Below are 17,246 nucleotides of genomic sequence, written 5' to 3'. Positions count from 1 at the left end.
ATCATAACGATTCCGGCTTCTTCGCGGGGCGTACGACACGCCAGAGGTACAGCAGCACGAGCAGGCCCAGGACGATGCGCGTGATCCAGTCGATCACGTCCGTGACCTCCTGGTAGCGGTTGCCCAGCGCATAGCCGATGCCCATCAGCAGCGCGTTCCACAGCGCCGAGCCCGCCGCGGACCACAGCAGGAAGGCCGGCCAGGCCATGCCTGCGACGCCGGCCGGAACCGAGACCAGCGTGCGCAGCGCCGGCACCAGCCGGCCGAGGAACACGGCCATCCGCCCGCGCCGGCGGAACCAGTCCTGCGCGCGGTCCGCTTCCTCCACGCTCAGCGTGAGCCAGCGGCCATGCCGCTCCACCCAGCGGTGCATGCGCTCGCCGCCGACGCGCTTGCCGAGCGCGAACCACAGCACGGCGCCGAGCAGCGATCCGCAGGTGCCCGCCAGCACCACGCCCACCGGATGCAGCTTGCCCTGGCTCGCGGCGAAGCCCGCGAAGGGCATGATGATCTCGGAGGGGATCGGCGGAAGCACGTTCTCCAGCAGCATCAGCAGCGCGATGCCGAGGTAGCCCGTTTCCTGCACGACGCCGAGGATCCAGTCCGCCACGCGCTCGCCCCTTTACTGCAGCGCGTCCAACGTGGCCAGGAAGGCCGCGATGTCGCGCGCGTCCTGCGCCGTCACGCCGAGGTCCGGCATCGCCGAGCGTGGCGCGATCGCCTTCGGTTCCATCAGCCAGCGCTCCATGTTTTCCGGCGTGTTGGGGAGCACGCCGGCGATCAGCGTGCGCGTGCCCATGCCGGCCAGCGGCGGGCCCACGTCGCGCGTCGCGCCGACGATGCCGGGGATGCGGTGGCAGGTCGCGCACAGGTACTGCTGCAGCGCGCGCCTGCCCGCCTGCGCGTCGCCGGGCCGCGTGGCCGGGCCGGCGGCCTGACGCGGGGGCGGGGGCGGGGGCAGGGTGGCGGCCATCTGGGCGTACGCGGTGGGCGACAGGGTGGGCAGCAGGCCGAGGAAGGCGACGACGTCCCACATCTGCGCCTCGGTCATCCGGTGCTCCCAGGCCGGCATGCCGGTCATCTTGAGGCCGTTGCGGATCAGCCAGTACAGCTCCCTGGGCTGCCATTGCCGGGCCGTCGCGACAAGGTTGACCGGCGCCGGCAGCATGCCCAGCGCGAGCGCGTCGGGCGCGACGCCGGGCGCACCGTGGCACTGGCGGCAGTAGGCGGCGTAGAGCGCCGCCCCGCTGCGCAGGCGCTGTTCGCCCTGCAGCGGTGGCACCTGCACGGTGTCGGTGCGCACCTTGAGCGAACGGGCCATCGCATAGTCGAGGAAGCGGTAGACGGGCGCCGTGTGCTGGTCGGTGGCGGAGACGTTGTAGAAGCCGCTGGCCACCACGGCCGCGGCCAACGCGGCGGCGAGCACGCCCAGGCCGGCCGCCCACAGGAGCACCATGCGCAGCCGGATCGTGCGGGGCACTGCCATGCTCAGTCCTGCTCGTACAGGTAGGCCGCGATGTCGCGTGCCTCCTGCTCGGAGAGGCCCAGCCGCGGCATCGCGGTGGCGGGGTCGACGGCCGGCGGGTCGCGCAGCCAGGCCAGCATGGCGGCGGGCGTGTGCGGCAGGACGCCGGCGAGATAGGCGCGCTTGCCGATGTGCATGAGCGGCGGCCCGACGTTGCCCTGCGGCCCGGCGATCCCGGGGATGGCGTGACAGGCGACGCAGCCGTAGCTTGCGACCAGCGCCTTGCCCCGATCGGCCGCGCCGCCGGCCATCGCGAGGCCTCGCTCCTTCGCTCCGCAACCGGCGAGCGCCAGCGCGGCCGTGGCCAGCAGCAGGAGCGGAGGAAGTCGGTGGTGCAGCATGCGGTCGCGGTGTCGCGGGGCATTCTGCGGCGGATCCGCGCCCCCCGGGGGCGCGGATCGGTGGAATGATGCGGCGGCCATGGCCTTCGCACCCGCCGTTCCTGCCGCTTCCGCCTTCGTGGCGCCGCAGTCGGCGTTGCAGGCGCAGGGCGAGCAGGCCGCCCAGATCCTCGACCTGTCGCGCGTGCTCTTCATCGGCGGCGGCGTGATCTTCCTGGCCGTGATGCTGCTGGGCTGGCTCGCGCTGCGCGGGCCGGCGGCCGCGCGCGGACGGCTGGCGCACCGCGGCTGGATCCTCGGTGGCGGCATCGCCTTCCCGGTGCTCGTGCTCACGGGCCTGCTGGTCTACAGCTTCCAGAAAGGTTTCGCGGCGCCCGCGCTGCGCGCGGAGCCGGCCGCGCGCATCGAGGTCACCGGCGAACTGTGGTGGTGGCGCGTGCGCTATCTCGACGCGGCGGGTCGCCCGCTCTTCGAATCCGCCAACGAGCTGCGCATCCCCGTCGGGCTGCCGGTGGAGGTGGCGCTGAAGTCCGACAACGTGATCCATTCCTTCTGGGTGCCCAACCTCGCCGGCAAGCTCGACACGATCCCCGGGCGCGTCAACCGGCTGCGGCTTCGCGCGCAGGAGGCCGGCGCGTGGCGCGGCCAGTGCGCGGAGTTCTGCGGCGCGCAGCACGCGCGCATGGCGCTGCACGTCGTGGCGATGGAGGCGCAGCCCTGGCGCGACTGGCTGGCGACGCAGGCGCAGCCTGCCGCGCCGTCCGCGGATGGCCGGCACGCGGCGGGACGCGCCGTCTTCGAGCGCAGCCGCTGCGGCGTGTGCCACACGGTGCGCGGGACGGCCGCGCGGGGCACGCTCGCGCCGGACCTCACGCACGTCGGCAGCCGCATCGCGATCGCGGCCGGCACGCTGCCCAACAACCAGGGCACCCTCGCCGGCTGGATCGCGGGCACGCAGCACCTCAAGCCGGGCAGCCTGATGCCGGCCTACCCCGGCCTCGGCGGCGAGGACCTGCGGGCGCTGGCCGCGTGGCTGGAGAGCCTCCGATGAGCATCGCGGCCGGCACGGAAAAGGAGTTGAAGGACCTGGAGGCGATCTGGCAGCCGCCCTCGGGCGTGCGCTTCCTCACGGTCGTCAACAACAACTACGTCGGCCTCTTCTACGTCGGCACGGCCTTCCTGTTCTTCCTGCTCGCCGGCGTGCTGGCGCTGCTGATGCGCACGCAGCTCGCCGTGCCGGAGAACGGCCTGCTGCGCCCCGAGACCTACAACCAGCTCTTCACCATGCACGGCACGGTGATGATGTTCCTGTTCGCCGTGCCGGCCGTGGAGGCCATGGGCGTGCTGCTGCTGCCCAACATGGTGGGCGCGCGCGACCTGCCCTTCCCGCGCCTGAGCGTGTACGCGTTCTGGGCCTATGCGATCGGCGGCCTGGTCTTCTTCACCAGCATCTTCTTCGAGCTGGCGCCGCGCGGCGGCTGGTTCATGTACCCGCCGCTCACCAGCTACGGCTACTCGCCCGGCGTCAATGCCGACTTCTGGCTGCTGGGCATCGGCTTCATCGAGATCTCGGCGATCGCCGGCGCGATCGAGATCGTCGTGGGCGTGCTGCGCACGCGCGCGCCCGGCATGACGCTGGACCGCATGCCGGTGTACGCGTGGGCCATGCTGGTGCTGGCCGGCATGATCATCTTCGCCTTCCCGGCGGTGATCCTCGCCACCATGCTGCTGGAGATCGAGCGCGCCTTCCAGTGGCCGTTCTTCGTGGCGGCCAAGGGCGGCGATCCGCTGCTGTGGCAGCACCTGTTCTGGTTCTTCGGCCACCCGGAGGTCTACATCATCTTCCTGCCGGCCGCCGGCATGGTGTCGATGATCGTGCCCGCCATGACGGGGCGGCCGCTGGTGGGCCACCGCCTCGTGGTGCTGGCGCTGCTCGCCACCGGCTTCCTCAGCTTCGGCCTGTGGGTGCACCACATGTTCGCGACCGGCATCCCGCAGCCCTCGGTGGGCTTCTTCTCGGCGGCGAGCATGGCGGTGGCGGTGCCCAGCGGCATCCAGGTGTTCGCGTGGATCGCCACCGTGGCCGCGGCGCGCCGCATGCGGCCGCTGAAGGTGCCCATGCTGTTCGTGCTGGGCTTCTTCTTCATCTTCGTGCTGGGCGGGCTCACCGGCGTGATGGTGGCGCTGGTGCCCTTCGACTGGCAGGCGCACGACAGCTACTTCATCGTGGCGCACCTGCACTACGTGCTGTTCGGCGGCATGGTGTTCCCGCTGTTCGCGGCCTTCTACTACTGGGCGCCCTACGTGAGCAGGCAGCCCTTGTCGGAGCGGCTGGGCAAATGGGCGTTCTGGCTGATGTTCGCGGGCTTCAACGTCGCGTTCTTTCCCATGCACCTGACCGGACTCCTCGGCATGCCGCGGCGCGTGTACACCTATCCGGCGGACCTGGGCTGGGGCGGGCTCAACATGCTGTCCACGGTGGGCGCCTACGTGATCGCCGCCGGCGTGCTGCTGGTCGTGATCGATTTCGCGCTGCACCTGCGCGTCTCCAGCCGCAACGCCGGCAACGTGTGGAAGGCCGGCACGCTGGAATGGCTGCCCACGGGCAACTACGGCACGCGCAGCATCCCGCACGTGACGAGCCGCGAACCCTTGTGGGACCAGCCGGAACTGGCGGGCGACGTGGAGGCCGGCCGCGAGTACCTGCCGCGGTCGGCGACGGGCCGGCGCGAGACCATCGTCACGAGCGCCTTCGATGCGCGGCCGCAGTACCTGCTGGCGATGCCCGGGCCGGGCTGGGCGCCGCTGCTCGGGGCGCTGGGCACGGCGGGCTTCTTCCTGCTGCTCACCGTGAAGCTGGTGTGGCTGGCCCTTGCGGCCGGCGTGCTGGCCATCGTCTCGGTGGTGCACTGGCTGTGGCAGAGCGATCCGGGGCCTTACCACCCGCCCGTGGACGTCGGCGGCGGCATCACGCTGCCGGTGGTGTGCAACGGCCCGGAGTCGCATTCCTGGTGGGCGATGATCGTGCTGCTGCTCGTGTCCGGCGCGATCTTCGGCTCCGCCGTGTTCTCCTACCTGTTCCTGTGGACGGTGCAGCCGCAGGCCTGGGTGGACGGCGCGGCGCGGTTGCCTTCGCTCGCATGGCCGCTGGCATCGGCCGCGATGCTGCTCGCGTCCTCGGCGCTGGTGTGGTTCTGCGGGCGCCGCCTGCGGGCCGGGCGGGTCGGCTGGATCCTCCCGCTGGGGATGGTGGCCGCCGTCGTCCTGCTGTGCGGGGCCTTCGGCGTCGAGTTGCGGGCACAAGGCGCCAGCGGCCTGTCGCCCCGGCAGAGCGGCTACGGCGCCACGGTGTACCTGTGCGTCGTGCTGCAGGGGCTGTTCGCCGTGCTCGCGACCTGCATGGGCCTGTACACGGCGGCGCGCGGCGCCTGCGGATTGCTGTCGCGCGAGCGGCGCGCGACCTTCGACAACACCATGCTGTTCTGCCACTACACGGTGCTGCAGGGGCTGCTGGCGCTCGCGCTGGTGCATGGGTTCCCGCGGCTGGTGGCGTGAACATGCCCCGCCTGCCTGTCGTATCCGATCTCCTGCTGCTGGTCGCCGGGCCGGTGGTGTGGGCGCTGCACTTCCTCGCGATCTACGGATTCACGGGCGTCGTGTGCGCGCGTCCCGGCGTGGATGCGGGCATCGTCGCGTGGGGCGTGGCGATCGGCGGCGTGGTGGCGATCGCGCTGCTCGCCGTGCTCGTTCTCGGCGCGCGGCGCGCGGCGTCGCGCGAGGCGCGGCGGCCGTTCGCGCAGCACGTGGGCCAGGGCCTCGCCGCCTTCGCCGCGCTGGCGATCGTCTGGGAAACCCTGCCGGTCTTCATGGCGCCGCCCTGCCTCTGACGCGTCCGCGCGTACGATGCGGCCATGCAGCCCATCCGGGCGAGGCACAAGGAGCCAGGCGCATGACGACATGGAGCATCCTCTTCATCGGCTTCCTGCTGGGGATGCGCCATGCCACCGAGGCCGACCACCTGGCGGCGGTCGCGAGCCTGGCGACCCGCCAGCAGTCGCTGGGGCACACCGTGCGCCTGGGCGTCGCCTGGGGCCTGGGCCACACGATCACGCTGCTGCTGCTGGGCGGCGCGGTGCTGGCGATGGGCAGCGCGCTGCCGGAATGGTTCCAGCAGGTGCTGGAACTCGCGGTCGGCCTGATGCTGGTGCTGCTCGGGGCGGACGTGCTGCGCCGGCTGCTGCGCCAGAAGATCCACGTGCACGCCCACGCGCACGAAGGCGGCGTGCGGCACCTGCATGCGCATGCGCATGAAGCCGGCCCGGCGCACGCGCACGCGCATGCGCTGCCGCTGCGCGCGCTGGCCGTCGGCCTGATGCACGGCACCGCGGGCTCGGCGGCGCTGGTGGTCCTGAGCCTGGGCGCGGTGCAGTCCTGGCAACTCGGGCTGCTGTACATCGCGCTGTTCGGCGCGGGATCCATCCTGGGCATGGCGCTGCTGTCGGTGGCGATCGTCCTGCCCTGCGCTGGAGCGCCGCCCATGCCCGCCGCGCGCATGCGGCGCTGACGGCCGGGATCGGCGCTTCGAGCCTGGGCCTGGGCGCCGTGATCGTCTGGGCGGTGCTGGCGCGAGCCTGACGGGCCGCGCCCGCTGCGGGTTTCGCCCGGTGGCGGCGCGCCGGCCGCATGGCAGGATTCGACGCGACCGTCGCCAGAACGAAACCAAGGAGAACATCGGATGAACGCCGTGGACCGCCGCCATTTCCTGCAACTCGCCGGCGCCGCCGGATTCGGCTCGCTGCTGCCGTCCGCGCAGGCCGCCGTCAGCGCCGAGGCCAAGGCCGAAGGGCAGGCCGTGTTCTACGCCAACATCACCGCCGTCGACCCGCTGATGAAGGCCTTCGACGCGGAGACCGGCATCCGCGGCATCTACACGCGGGTGTCGAGCACCAAGTTCCTGCCGACCATCCTGACCGAGTTCAACGCGGGCAAGCTGCTGGCCGACGTGGTGCAGGCACCCCGGCCCATGCTGGACCTGCTCAACGCGCACAAGGTCCTGGCCCCGTACAAGTCGCCCGAGGCGGCGGGCTATCCCGAGTGGGCCACGCGCGATCCGCGCATGACGCTGTTCGGCATCGAATACGTCTCCTACCTGTACAACACCGAGCGCGTCAAGGAAGCCGATGCGCCGAAGCGCTACGAGGACCTGGCCGACCCACGCTGGAAGGACAAGATCGTGATGGCCAACCCGGCCACGCACTCGTCCACCATCGCCTGGCTCGTGGGGCTCAAGGAGATGGTGTTCAAGTCGGAGTCCGACTGGCTCGCCTACGTGAAGGGCCTGGCGGCGAACCGCCCGATGTTCGTCGCGTCCTTCGGGCCCACGCCGGCGCCGGTGGAAAGCGGCGAGAAGCTGATCGGCATCTCCATGCCCAAGTACATCGTCACCAAGGCGCCGGCGCCGCTGGCGTGGGGCCCGCGCGGCGGCCAGCCGCTGCTGGGCGAGCCGCGCGCGATCGGCGTGGCCGCGAGCGCGCCGCATCCGGCCGCCGCCCGCGCGTTCATGGACTTCTGGCTCTCGCGCAAGGCCATGGGCCTGCTGGCGCGCGAGGTCGGCGAGTACGTGCTCGCGCCCGGCGTGTACCCGCCCATCAAGCACATCGAGCAGGCCAAGGTGCTGCCCGTGCGCGACCTGTCCGATGCCGAAATCCAGAAGTGGGGGGCAGAGTTCCGCACGCTGTTCGCGGCCCGCTGACGATGGAGATCCGCATCGAGGGGCTCTGCAAGAACTACGTCTCCGAAGGCCGCACCGTCCAGGCGCTGGACCACGTCGACCTCACCATCCCGGCCAACCAGGTCTTCACGCTGCTGGGCCCCAGCGGCTGCGGCAAGACCACGCTGCTGCGCTGCATCGTCGGGCTGGAGACGCCCGACGCCGGCGAGATCCGCATCGGCGGCCAGGTGGTCTGGTCGGGCGCGCAGGGCATCAACGTGCCGGTGGAAAAGCGCGGGCTGGGCATGGTGTTCCAGTCGTACGCGATCTGGCCGCACCTGAGCGTGTTCGACAACGTGGCCTACCCGCTGCAGGTGCGGGGCACGCCGCGCGATGAAATCCGCGAGCGCGTGCGCCGGGCGCTGCGCTTCGTGCAGCTCGAAGGCGTGGAGGAGCGCTCCGCCACGCGCCTCTCCGGCGGCCAGCAGCAGCGCGTGGCGCTGGCGCGGGCCCTGGTCGCCGAGCCCAAGGTGATCCTGTTCGACGAGCCCCTGAGCAACCTCGACGCCAAGCTGCGCGAGGAAACGCGCAAGGAGCTGCGCCGCTTCCTCTCCGGCCTGGACATCACCGGCGTGTACGTGACGCACGACCGGGTGGAGGCGCTGGCCCTGTCGGATTCCATCGCCGTCATGCGCGCCGGCCGCATCGTCGAGATCGGCTCGCCGCAGAAGATCTACTTCGACGCCGACCACCGCTTCGTCGCCGACTTCATCGGCCGCGCCAACCTCGTGGAGGCGACGGTGCGCGGCGAGGAAGAGGGCGCCACCGTGGTGGACTGCGGACTCGGCACGCTGCGCTGCCAGCACCGCGCGCTGCCGGCGGGCAGCCGCGCGACGCTGTGCATCCGCCCCGAGTTCGTGCGCGTCGGCGGCGACGGACCGAACACGGTCGAAGGCCGGGTGGAAGCGCTGGAATTCGTCGGCGAGGTCTACGAGGCGGACATCCGCGTGGGCGACGAGCGCATCCTGGCGCGGATCGATCCCGACCAGCCCGTGCGCCAGGGCGACCCGGTGCGCTTCAGCGTGGCCCCGGCGCACTGCCTGCTCGTCGCCGCCTGAGGGCCGCCCACCGATGCACCGTTCCGCCTCCCGGCTGACGTGGCTGCTGATCGCCATCGTCGGCTTCCTCACGCTCTGCCCGGTGTTCATGCTGGCGCTGGGCAGCTTCTCGCGCGGCCTGACCGGCCTCGGCGCGTTCACGCTCGACAAGTACCTCGCGGTCTACGGCGACCCGGCGCTGCTGCACGTGGTGTTCAACACCGTGGTGTTCGTGCTCGGCTCCTCGATCCTGTCGACCGTGCTGGCGCTGTTCCTGGCCTACCTGAACACCCGCACCGACATCCCGTTCAAGGGCCTGTTCACCGTGCTGGCGATCGTGCCGATGATGATCCCGCACGTGCTGTTCTCGGTGAGCTGGGCGCTGCTGCTCAACCCCTCCAACGGCCTGCTGAACCTCCTGCTGATGGAGGCCTTCGGCCTGCAGGAGGCGCCCTTCAACATCTACTCGCTGGGCGGGATGGTGCTGGTGGAAGGCCTGCTGAACATGCCGATCGGCTACCTGATCATCGCGCCGGCGATGGCCTCGTTCGACGTGTCGCTGGAGGAATCGTCGCGCGTCTCCGGCGCGGGCACCTGGCGCACGCTGTGGCGCGTGACGCTGCCGGTGCTGCGCCCCGCGATCCTCGCGGCCTTCGTGCTCGGGGTGGTGCGCAGCCTGGCCTCCTACGCCGTGCCGCAGGTGCTGGGCACGCCGGGCCGCGTGCAGGTGCTGGCGACGCGCCTGTACGAGATGATCGCCACGGGCTTCTCGCCGGACTACGGTCAGGCCGCGGCGCTGGGGATGAGCGTGCTCGCCGCGTCCATCGCGCTGATCGTGCTGTACCGCGCGCTCACCTCGGAAAGCGGCAAGTTCGTGACCATCTCGGGCCGTGCGTGGCGGCCCGCGGCGGTCGCGCTGGGGCGCGCCCGGCTGCCGCTCTTCACGCTGGTCGGCGTGCTGTCCTTCCTGGTCGTGGTGCTGCCGGTCGTGGTGCTGCTCTACACGTCTTTCGTGCCGTACTCGATGGTGCCCGGCGCGCGCGCCTTCGCGGCCATGGGGCTGAAGCACTGGCGCGAGGTGCTGGCCGACCCGGTGGCGATGCTGGCGCTGAAGAACAGCCTGTTCCTGGCGACCGTGGGCGCGACGCTGGGCGTGGCGCTGTCGGTGTTCGTGGCCTGGGTGGTGGTGCGCGTGCGCACGCGCGCCGCCGCGCTGCTGGAGCTCCTGAGCTTCCTCAGCTTCTCCTTCCCCGGCATCGTGATCGGCATCGGTTTCCTGTGGTTCTTCGTCCGCACGCCGCTGTACGCGACGCTCACCACGCTGCTGCTCGGCTACATCGCGACCTACCTGCCCTATGGCGTGCGGCCGCTGGCGAGCGCCTTCGTGCAGCTGCATCCGCAGCTGGAAGAGGCATCGCTCGTGAGCGGCGCGAGCCCGATGGCGACGCTGCGGCGCATCGTCGTGCCGCTGCTTGCGCCCGCTGTGATCTCGGCGTGGACGCTGATGGCGACCATGTTCCTGCGCGAGCTGACCGTGTCGGTGGTGCTGTCGCGGCCGGGCAGCGAAGTGCTGGCCGTGCAGATCCTCAGCTTCGCGGACGACGGGCTGTGGGGCAAGCTGTCCGCGCTGGGGATCATCATGATCCTGATCTCGACCGCGCTCGTGCTGCTGGCGGCGCTGGCGGGGCGGCGGTTCCGGGGGCGGGGGGCGTGATCCGGCAGCCTTCGGGTCGCGCCCCTCTTTTGTTTCTCATTATTGACAATAACATAAAGATGTCCATAATGAGAAACGAATGCCCGCCAGAACACCCCCTGTCGCCGCCGCTGACCGTGAGCAGCTGAGCCGCCTCGGCCAGCTGCTCAGGCGGGTGCGCCGCGAACAGAAGGTGAGCGCCGTCGCCGCGGCGGAAGCGGCGGGCATGTCGCGTGTCACCCTGCACAGGATCGAGCAAGGCGAGCCGAGCGTGACGGCCGGCGCATGGGTCGCGCTGGCGAATGCCCTGGGCCTGAACCTCGCCCTGGTGGACCCGAACGCTGCATCGCAGGCCGACGCGTTGCCGGAGCGGATCGGCCTCGATGCGTATCCGCAGTTGAAGGCGCTCGCATGGCAGCTGCACGCTGTCGACGAGGTGTCGCCGAAGGAGGCGCTGCAGCTGTACGAGCGCAACTGGCGCCACCTGGACGCGGCAGCGTTGTCGCCCGAGGAGCTCGCGCTGATCCGCACGCTCACGCGTTCGATCGGAGGAGGGCGCCTGCTTGTTTGAGCGCGAACACCACCGCAACGTCGCGCTCGTGCTGCAGGCGCTGGACCCCCGGGTGCTGGCGGAGCGAAGCTGCTGGTTCGGCGGCGGCACGGCCATGGCCTTGCGCTACGGAGAGTATCGGGAGTCGCTCGACATCGACTTCCTGGTCTCCGACCTGGCCGGCTACCGCGAACTGCGCCAGATGCTGGGCGGCGTGGCGGGGCTGGATCCGCTGCTGCGGCCGGGCATGGCCGTGGAGCGCGTGCGCGAGCTGCGGACGGACCAGTACGGCATCCGTACGCACGTCCGCAGCGGGGGCGCCATCATCAAGTTCGAGATCGTGCTCGAAGCACGCGTCGCCCTGGAACGGCCGGAAGCCACCGATGCGATCTGCGGCCTCGCCGCCCTCACCCCGCTCGACCTCGCGGCAGAGAAGTTGCTGGCCAACGCCGACCGGTGGAACGACGATGCGGTCTTCAGCCGCGACCTGGTCGACCTCGCCTGCCAGGGCGCCGCCCCGGCGCTGCTGAATGCCGCATGTGCGAAGGCGGAAGTCGCCTATGGAGCCTCGATCCGCGGTTCGCTCGCGGCCGCGATCGAGGCGCTGCGCAAGCGGCCGCACCGGCTCGACGAATGCATGGAGGCCTTGCGCATCGACACCGTCAGCAAGGCGCAGCTGTGGGCGCGGATCCGGCGCCTGCAGAAAGCGCTGCCCGCGCCCGCATCGGACTGATTCAGGCCGGCGCGGCCATGCGCCGGCCCGCGGGGACCCGTCCCGCGGCGGCCGCTTCCGGCACCACCAGCACGTCGCTCGTCCCCCAGCTGAGGACGCGGTGCGCGACGCTCGTGCGCAGGAAGTCCAGCCACGCGCTGCTCTCGCTCTTGCCCACGACCACCAGGTCGGCCTCCGCATGCTCCTGCTGGATCACGATCTGCCGGCCGGGGCTGCCGCGGCCGATCGCCGCGAGCACGCGGTTGCGCCGCGCGGCGAACGAGTCCGTCACCGACAGCATCTGCTGCCGCGCCTTCTGCACGCACTGCGCGCGGTAGGCGCGGATCGCTTCCGTCGTCGCGTCGGCCGCGCGCAAGTGCGCCTCGCCGCGCGTGTCGACGGCGTGGAACAGCTCCAGCTGCGCGAGCGGATCCAGCTGCGCCGCGAGCTGCACGACGGCCTGCGACGCCGGCGTGAAGTCCACGCCGACGAGGATGCGCCGGTAATGCGCGCCGCCCGCGCGGCGGACGACCAGCACCGGCCGGCCGGCCTCGCGCAGCAGGCGCACCACGGGCTGGCCGCGGAAGAAGGCGGCCGTGCTGCGTTCGCGCCGGTGCGGCAGCACGACCAGGTCGGCGTTGCGCGCCTCGGCGGCGATGCGTTCGATCGTGTCGCCGGGGCGCACCGGGACGGTCTCCACGCGGAAGTCCAGGCGGGTGGCGAGCGGCGCCGCGGCGCGGGCCAGCCGGGCCACGGCGTCGGGGTGCGGCGTGCGGCCGGAGGCGGGCGCGTGCATCAGGCGGAGCCTGGCGTCGTGCGCGCGCGCGAGCTGCACCGCGCGTTCCACGGCGGCGGCCTCGCGCCGGGTCAGGTCGGTCGCGACCAGGATCGTTCGAAGCTTCATTTTTTCTTCTCCCAGGAGTCGGCCGCCCGCGCGCGGCAGGCAGCTCGAGGAAACGGCAGGGCAGGCGAGGGCGGCTACGTGATGTAGTCGCCGGTGGCCTCGGGCTGGAACTCGATGGACTCGACGCGCACGGCGCGTTCCTCGCCGCCGGGGGCGGTCCAGCGCGCGATCGAGCCCACCGAATGGCCGATCAGGCCCATGCCGGCGGGGGACAGCACCGAGACCTGCCCGCGCGCCGCGTCGGCATCGCGCGGATAGCAGAGCGCGAGCGACTGGCGCTCCTGCGTCTGCAGGTCGCGGATGGTGAAGCGGGCGTACATCGTGATCACGTCGGCGGGGATGGCCCGCGGCGCGATCGTGTCGGCCTCGTCGAGCAGATCGCTCAGGTGCGGCAGGACGCCGGCCGCGGTGAACCTGCGCAGCCGCACGGCGTCGAGTTCGGTGAGCTTGCGCTCGCCCAGGGAAATGGCATGCATCGGGGCACTCCTTCAGGAGCGGGACGAGGCGGATGCTCGTGCCCGCGGGCGCGCTTCAGGCGGGGCCCGGCGGTCGGTGGTGCGCTGGAAAGGGAAAGGGGACGGCCGCCGGGCTCAGGAATCTGCTGGCGTGCGCCGCATGCGGGCCTTCGCCGCGCCGAACGCGCACGCACGCGCAACCCGCGCCATGGGGGGCGGGAAGGCGAGGGCGCGCGGATCGCGGGAAGACAGGTGCGTCATGCGGCCGAGTCTAGGCGAATGCGCGGGAGAGCGGGCCGCACGCGGCGCAATCTGGCAAGGAAGCTGGGGCCTTGCCGTTGCGCGCGTCGTTGACATGGGTCAAAAACCGGATAGATAATGGCGAATCGCAAGTATTTTCCTTGCGGGAGATCGCGCATGTTGAGTTCCGAAAACAATGAAATCCTGACCCGCGTGGGGCCCGGTAGCGCCATGGGCCGTCTGTTCCGGCAGTTCTGGCAGCCCGCGCTGCTGTCGGAGGAATTGCCCGCGCCGGATTGCGCCCCCGTGCGGGTCCGGCTGATGGGCGAAGACTTCGTCGCCTTCCGCGACACCAGCGGCAAGGTGGGCCTGCTGGACGCGCACTGCCCGCACCGCCTGGCCGAGCTGTACTTCGGCCGCAACGAGGAGGGCGGCCTGCGCTGCGTGTATCACGGCTGGAAGTTCAGCGTCACGGGCGAACTGCTGGACATTCCCAGCGAGCCCGCCGGCAGCCCGATGCGCTGCAATCCCAACATCCGCGCCAAGGCCTACCCGGTGCGCGAGGCCGGCGGCATCGTGTGGGCCTACATCGGCCCGCAGGACACCGTGCCCGCCTTCCCGGAGCTGGAGTTCCTGGGCCTGCCGGCGGAGAACGTCTACGCGTCCAAGTGCCTGATGAAGTGCAACTACCAGCAGGCGCTGGAAGGCAGCATCGACACCGCCCACCTGACCTTCCTGCACCGCTCCATGGCGCCGATGGAGAAGGACGTGTTCAATGTCGGCGAGTTGCAGACATACGGAGATTCCGACGGCGCTCCGCGCTTCTTCTGCGAGGACACCGACTACGGCATGCGCATCTCGGCGCGCCGGGACGGCGGAAAGGACACCTACTACTGGCGCATCACGCAGTGGCTGATGCCCAACTACGTCCTCGTGCCGACGGCCGAGGACCTGGTGTGCCGCGCGAACCTGTTCATCCCGATCGACGACGAGAACTGCTGGTGGTACCGCGTCCGCTACCACGTCCGACGCCCGCTCACCGGCGACGAACTGGCGGAGTACACGACGGGCAGCCTGGACTACGCGCGGCTGATCCCCGGCAGCTACATCCCGGAGGGCAATCGCGCAAACGACTACCTGCTGGACCGCGGCCAGCAGAAGAAGGACTCGTTCACCGGGATCCCCAGCGCGCAGCTCCAGGACCTCGCGGTGCAGGAGAGCCAGGGCGCGATCGCCGACCGCACGAAGGAGCACCTCGGGACTTCGGACACCGCGATCGTCAAGTGCCGACGGCGCCTGATCGAGTCGGCGAAGAAGTTCGTCGCCGACGGCACGGTCCCGGTGGCCGCAGCGCAGGGCGAGCTCTATCGCCGCCGCGCCGTCGCCGTGCTGCTGCCGAAGGAAGTGTCGGCGGAGCAGGCCGGCGCGCATCCGGCCACGGTTGCGAGCGCCTGATCCGCTCGCGGCGGCACCCGCCGCCACCCCCAATCCACAAGGAGATGCAATGCAAGCGCTTAGGAAGTTCGGCCGGATCGCCGCGGCATTACTGGTGACGGCCTGCGCCTTCGGCGCGCAGGCCCAGGGCAAGGACGCGTGGCCGACGAAGCCGGTCCGCTTCATCGTGCCGTTCGCGGCGGGCGGCTCCATCGACGTGCTCGCACGCCTGATGAGCCGGCATCTCGAAACGCGCCTGGGCCAGTCCTTCGTGGTCGAGAACCGCACGGGCGCCGGTGGCACCGTCGGCGCCGACGTCGTCGCCAGGGCCGCGCCGGACGGCTACACGTTCCTGTTCACGGCGCAGGGCCCGCTGGTGCTCAATCCCTTCCTGATGAAGCGGCTGCCGTACAACGCCGAAACGGCCTTCGCGCCCGTGACGGTGGTGGCGGAGGCGCCGAACGTCCTGGTCACCAACCAGGAGTTCCCGGTCTCGAACTTCTCGCAGCTGCGCGCCTTCGCGAAATCCCATCCCGAGAAGATGACGTTCGCGACGCAGGGCGTCGGCACCACGGGCCACGTGACCGGCGAGCTGATCAACCAGCAGACGGACATCGGACTCACCCACGTAGCGTACCAAGGCTTCCCGCCGGCACTCACGGACGTCCTCGCGGGCCGCGTCGGGATGATGATCGGCGACACGATCAACCTCGTGCCGCGGATCCGCGCCCACCAGCTGCGGCCGATCGCCATCGCTTCGGCGAAGCGCAGTTCCGTGTTGCCGGAGGTGCCCACGTTCGCCGAGGCCGGCTACCCCGAGATCGTCTCCGGCCCATGGTTCGCGGTGCTCGGCCCCGCGGGAACCGACGTCGAGATCCGCCACAAGCTCGCGGGCGAGATGGCCAGCATCCTCGCCCAGCGCGACGTGCAGGACAAGCTGAAGGAACTCGGCGTCGAGGGCCGCGGCTTCACGCCGGAGGAGTTCGACACCTACCTGAAGGCGGAATACAGACGCTGGGGCAGCGTGATCCGGAAGGCCGGGATCACGATGAACAACTAGTCGGCGTCCTGTGCGGGCTGGCCCAGCGTGGCCGCCCGCTCCTCCAGCGTCGACATGACCTGGAAGAACACCTTGGCATCCGCGGCGGAAACACCGGCGAGCAGGTCGGCTTCGATCTGGTTGATCATGCCTTCCACTTCGCGGTGCACCTTGCGGCCCGCGGCCGTGAGGCTCAGTCGCAGGCGCCTGCGGTCTTCCGGGTCCACGCCCTTCGTCACGTAGCCCTGTTCCAGCAGCTTCTCGATGGCGCGCCCCACAAAGAATGCGTCGGTGCTGGTGCGCGCCGCCACCTGCTTGGCCGAGACCGGTTCGAAGCGGCCGATCACGGCCATCACCCGCCAGCTGATCACGGTGAGCCCGTATTCGTTCTTCCACCGGGGCGCGAGGTGGCGCGTGATGCGCGCCGCGACCGAAAGACACCGGTAGGAAATTCTGCTTTCAAGAGGAACACGTGCAGCCTTGCGCATGCGCGGATTCTAAGGACCAGGACCACCCATGACCACCACGCCGCAGTTGCTGCGCGTGCGCATCGCGCGCAAGCTTCCCCTCGCGCGGGATATCGCGCTGTTCGAACTGGCAAGCGCGGACGGCCGCCCGCTGCCGCCGTTCTCCGCGGGTTCGCATATCGACGTCCACCTGCCTGGCGGCATCGCGCGCCAGTACTCGCTGTGCAACGACCCGCGCGAGTCGCACCGCTACCAGATCGCCGTCCTCAAGGAGGAGGCGGGCCGCGGCGGCTCGCGTGCGATGCATGAGGCGGTGCACGCGGGCGACGTGATCCCGATCGGCGCGCCCAGGAACCTCTTCCCGCTCGCGCCGCAGGCGCGGGAAAGCCTGCTGCTCGCCGGCGGCATCGGCATCACGCCGCTCCTGTGCATGGCCGAGAGCTTGTCCGCGCTGGGCCAGGCGTTCACGCTCCACTACTGCACGCGCTCCGCGAAGCGGACCGCGTTCCGCGAGCGGATCGCGCAGTCGCCGTACGCAGGGCGCGTGCACTTCCACATGGATGAAGGCGCGCCAACGCAGAAGCTCGATCTCGCGGCGTTGCTGCGCACGCCGCGGGACGGCGTCCACGTCTACACCTGCGGGCCCAGGGGCTTCATGGATGCCGTGCTTTCCACGGCGCGCGGCAGCGGCTGGCCGGAAGACCAACTGCATTGCGAGTTCTTCGGCGCGGCGGCGGAACGCGACGGGGACGGGAGCTTCGAGGTCAGGCTCGCGCGCTCGGCACGGGTAGTCCGGGTGGGCGCCCACCAGTCCGTGACCGCGGCGCTCGCGGAGGTCGGGGTCGTGTTGCCGACCTCCTGCGAGCAGGGTGTCTGCGGCACCTGCCTCACGCGCGTGCTGGAGGGGCAGCCCGATCACCGGGACCTGTACCTGAGCCCGCAGGAGCAGGCGGCGAACGACCAGTTCCTGCCCTGCTGCTCCCGGGCGAAGTCGGCGTGCCTGGTGCTGGATCTCTGAAGGGGGGCGCCGCGCACGCGGGTTTGCCCGAAGTCCGCTCCGTCCCGGTTTGCCTACCCTC

18 protein-coding genes are annotated in these 17,246 nt (G+C 70.9%); 12 read left to right on the top strand and 6 right to left on the bottom strand.

What is annotated here, in order from left to right; translation table 11 throughout:
* Position 1: 1 nt before the first annotated feature.
* The 3 genes from ACY0MJ_RS12565 to ACY0MJ_RS12555 are packed head-to-tail and all read right to left on the bottom strand — an operon-like array spanning position 2 to position 1,866.
* Positions 2–610 carry a DedA family protein gene (locus ACY0MJ_RS12565; protein ID WP_462638800.1) on the bottom strand — a complete coding sequence of 203 codons (609 nt, stop codon included), beginning with the start codon at positions 608–610 and terminating at the stop codon, positions 2–4.
* Positions 611–622: 12 nt separating this feature from the next.
* Positions 623–1,486, bottom strand: coding sequence for a c-type cytochrome (locus ACY0MJ_RS12560; RefSeq protein WP_462638799.1), 864 nt, complete (start codon positions 1,484–1,486; stop codon positions 623–625).
* A 2-nt stretch (positions 1,487–1,488) separates the two neighbouring features.
* Complete coding sequence (locus ACY0MJ_RS12555; RefSeq protein WP_462638798.1) at positions 1,489–1,866, bottom strand: c-type cytochrome; 378 nt, start codon at positions 1,864–1,866, stop codon at positions 1,489–1,491.
* Positions 1,867–1,945: 79 nt separating this feature from the next.
* Here ACY0MJ_RS12555 and ACY0MJ_RS12550 point away from each other — a divergent pair, with 79 nt between their 5' ends.
* From ACY0MJ_RS12550 to ACY0MJ_RS12510, 9 genes are all read left to right on the top strand, one after another.
* Positions 1,946–2,917, top strand: coding sequence for a cytochrome c oxidase subunit II (locus ACY0MJ_RS12550; protein ID WP_462638797.1), 972 nt, complete (start codon positions 1,946–1,948; stop codon positions 2,915–2,917).
* Positions 2,914–5,421, top strand: coding sequence for a cbb3-type cytochrome c oxidase subunit I (locus ACY0MJ_RS12545; protein WP_462638796.1), 2,508 nt, complete (start codon positions 2,914–2,916; stop codon positions 5,419–5,421). Before ACY0MJ_RS12550 ends, ACY0MJ_RS12545 begins: the two co-directional genes overlap by 4 nt.
* A gap of 2 nt (positions 5,422–5,423) precedes the next feature.
* A complete protein-coding gene (locus tag ACY0MJ_RS12540) occupies positions 5,424–5,753 on the top strand; it encodes a hypothetical protein (protein WP_462638795.1) in 330 nt (109 codons plus the stop codon).
* A 62-nt stretch (positions 5,754–5,815) separates the two neighbouring features.
* Positions 5,816–6,430 (top strand): urease accessory protein, encoded by a 615-nt coding sequence (locus tag ACY0MJ_RS12535; RefSeq protein ID WP_462638794.1) that lies wholly within the window; start codon positions 5,816–5,818, stop codon positions 6,428–6,430.
* Between the two features lie 171 nt (positions 6,431–6,601).
* Positions 6,602–7,618, top strand: coding sequence for an ABC transporter substrate-binding protein (locus tag ACY0MJ_RS12530; protein ID WP_462638793.1), 1,017 nt, complete (start codon positions 6,602–6,604; stop codon positions 7,616–7,618).
* Between the two features lie 2 nt (positions 7,619–7,620).
* Positions 7,621–8,694: an ABC transporter ATP-binding protein gene (locus tag ACY0MJ_RS12525; protein WP_462638792.1), complete on the top strand. Its 1,074-nt coding sequence runs from the start codon at positions 7,621–7,623 to the stop codon at positions 8,692–8,694.
* A 13-nt stretch (positions 8,695–8,707) separates the two neighbouring features.
* On the top strand, positions 8,708–10,387 hold the full coding sequence (locus tag ACY0MJ_RS12520; RefSeq protein ID WP_462638791.1) for an ABC transporter permease: 1,680 nt from the start codon (positions 8,708–8,710) through the stop codon (positions 10,385–10,387).
* Positions 10,388–10,466: 79 nt separating this feature from the next.
* Positions 10,467–10,937 carry a helix-turn-helix domain-containing protein gene (locus ACY0MJ_RS12515; RefSeq protein ID WP_462638790.1) on the top strand — a complete coding sequence of 157 codons (471 nt, stop codon included), beginning with the start codon at positions 10,467–10,469 and terminating at the stop codon, positions 10,935–10,937.
* On the top strand, positions 10,930–11,649 hold the full coding sequence (locus ACY0MJ_RS12510) for a nucleotidyl transferase AbiEii/AbiGii toxin family protein (RefSeq protein ID WP_462638789.1): 720 nt from the start codon (positions 10,930–10,932) through the stop codon (positions 11,647–11,649). The genes ACY0MJ_RS12515 and ACY0MJ_RS12510 overlap by 8 nt, the downstream gene beginning before the upstream one ends.
* A gap of 1 nt (position 11,650) precedes the next feature.
* Here the strand turns inward: ACY0MJ_RS12510 and ACY0MJ_RS12505 are convergent, their stop codons facing one another.
* The gene (locus tag ACY0MJ_RS12505) at positions 11,651–12,532 is read right to left on the bottom strand and encodes a universal stress protein (RefSeq protein WP_462638788.1); all 882 of its coding nucleotides are present in this window, start codon (positions 12,530–12,532) and stop codon (positions 11,651–11,653) included.
* Between the two features lie 74 nt (positions 12,533–12,606).
* Positions 12,607–13,008 carry a GreA/GreB family elongation factor gene (locus tag ACY0MJ_RS12500; RefSeq protein WP_462638787.1) on the bottom strand — a complete coding sequence of 134 codons (402 nt, stop codon included), beginning with the start codon at positions 13,006–13,008 and terminating at the stop codon, positions 12,607–12,609.
* 450 nt (positions 13,009–13,458) lie between these two features.
* Between ACY0MJ_RS12500 and ACY0MJ_RS12495 the strand changes: the two genes are divergently transcribed.
* The gene (locus ACY0MJ_RS12495; RefSeq protein ID WP_462638786.1) at positions 13,459–14,682 is read left to right on the top strand and encodes a Rieske 2Fe-2S domain-containing protein; all 1,224 of its coding nucleotides are present in this window, start codon (positions 13,459–13,461) and stop codon (positions 14,680–14,682) included.
* A gap of 49 nt (positions 14,683–14,731) precedes the next feature.
* The gene (locus tag ACY0MJ_RS12490; RefSeq protein ID WP_462638785.1) at positions 14,732–15,721 is read left to right on the top strand and encodes a Bug family tripartite tricarboxylate transporter substrate binding protein; all 990 of its coding nucleotides are present in this window, start codon (positions 14,732–14,734) and stop codon (positions 15,719–15,721) included.
* Here ACY0MJ_RS12490 and ACY0MJ_RS12485 read toward each other — a convergent pair.
* The gene (locus ACY0MJ_RS12485; protein WP_462638784.1) at positions 15,718–16,188 is read right to left on the bottom strand and encodes a MarR family winged helix-turn-helix transcriptional regulator; all 471 of its coding nucleotides are present in this window, start codon (positions 16,186–16,188) and stop codon (positions 15,718–15,720) included. The two genes, ACY0MJ_RS12490 and ACY0MJ_RS12485, sit on opposite strands and share 4 nt — an antisense overlap.
* 28 nt (positions 16,189–16,216) lie before the next feature.
* Between ACY0MJ_RS12485 and ACY0MJ_RS12480 the strand changes: the two genes are divergently transcribed.
* Positions 16,217–17,185 carry a PDR/VanB family oxidoreductase gene (locus tag ACY0MJ_RS12480; RefSeq protein ID WP_462638783.1) on the top strand — a complete coding sequence of 323 codons (969 nt, stop codon included), beginning with the start codon at positions 16,217–16,219 and terminating at the stop codon, positions 17,183–17,185.
* The last annotated feature ends 61 nt before the right edge of the window (positions 17,186–17,246 follow it).

This window comes from Ramlibacter sp. bp-362, from assembly GCF_054956735.1.
Note: the sequence above shows the minus strand (reverse complement) of the source record. Positions and strands in the feature narration are given on the sequence as shown.

Bases quoted from the DNA above. Each gene is read 5' to 3' on its own strand.
- ACY0MJ_RS12490 (WP_462638785.1), top strand. From the start codon at position 14,732: ATGCAAGCGCTTAGGAAGTTCGGCCGGATCGCCGCGGCATTACTGGTG.
- ACY0MJ_RS12495 (WP_462638786.1), top strand. From the start codon at position 13,459: ATGGGCCGTCTGTTCCGGCAGTTCTGGCAGCCCGCGCTGCTGTCGGAG.
- ACY0MJ_RS12540 (WP_462638795.1), top strand. From the start codon at position 5,424: ATGCCCCGCCTGCCTGTCGTATCCGATCTCCTGCTGCTGGTCGCCGGG.
- ACY0MJ_RS12555 (WP_462638798.1), bottom strand. From the start codon at position 1,866: ATGCTGCACCACCGACTTCCTCCGCTCCTGCTGCTGGCCACGGCCGCG.
- ACY0MJ_RS12530 (WP_462638793.1), top strand. From the start codon at position 6,602: ATGAACGCCGTGGACCGCCGCCATTTCCTGCAACTCGCCGGCGCCGCC.
- ACY0MJ_RS12520 (WP_462638791.1), top strand. From the start codon at position 8,708: ATGCACCGTTCCGCCTCCCGGCTGACGTGGCTGCTGATCGCCATCGTC.
- ACY0MJ_RS12545 (WP_462638796.1), top strand. From the start codon at position 2,914: ATGAGCATCGCGGCCGGCACGGAAAAGGAGTTGAAGGACCTGGAGGCG.
- ACY0MJ_RS12485 (WP_462638784.1), bottom strand. From the start codon at position 16,188: ATGCGCAAGGCTGCACGTGTTCCTCTTGAAAGCAGAATTTCCTACCGG.
- ACY0MJ_RS12505 (WP_462638788.1), bottom strand. From the start codon at position 12,532: ATGAAGCTTCGAACGATCCTGGTCGCGACCGACCTGACCCGGCGCGAG.
- ACY0MJ_RS12480 (WP_462638783.1), top strand. From the start codon at position 16,217: ATGACCACCACGCCGCAGTTGCTGCGCGTGCGCATCGCGCGCAAGCTT.
- ACY0MJ_RS12500 (WP_462638787.1), bottom strand. From the start codon at position 13,008: ATGCATGCCATTTCCCTGGGCGAGCGCAAGCTCACCGAACTCGACGCC.
- ACY0MJ_RS12525 (WP_462638792.1), top strand. From the start codon at position 7,621: ATGGAGATCCGCATCGAGGGGCTCTGCAAGAACTACGTCTCCGAAGGC.
- ACY0MJ_RS12535 (WP_462638794.1), top strand. From the start codon at position 5,816: ATGACGACATGGAGCATCCTCTTCATCGGCTTCCTGCTGGGGATGCGC.
- ACY0MJ_RS12550 (WP_462638797.1), top strand. From the start codon at position 1,946: ATGGCCTTCGCACCCGCCGTTCCTGCCGCTTCCGCCTTCGTGGCGCCG.
- ACY0MJ_RS12515 (WP_462638790.1), top strand. From the start codon at position 10,467: ATGCCCGCCAGAACACCCCCTGTCGCCGCCGCTGACCGTGAGCAGCTG.
- ACY0MJ_RS12560 (WP_462638799.1), bottom strand. From the start codon at position 1,486: ATGGCAGTGCCCCGCACGATCCGGCTGCGCATGGTGCTCCTGTGGGCG.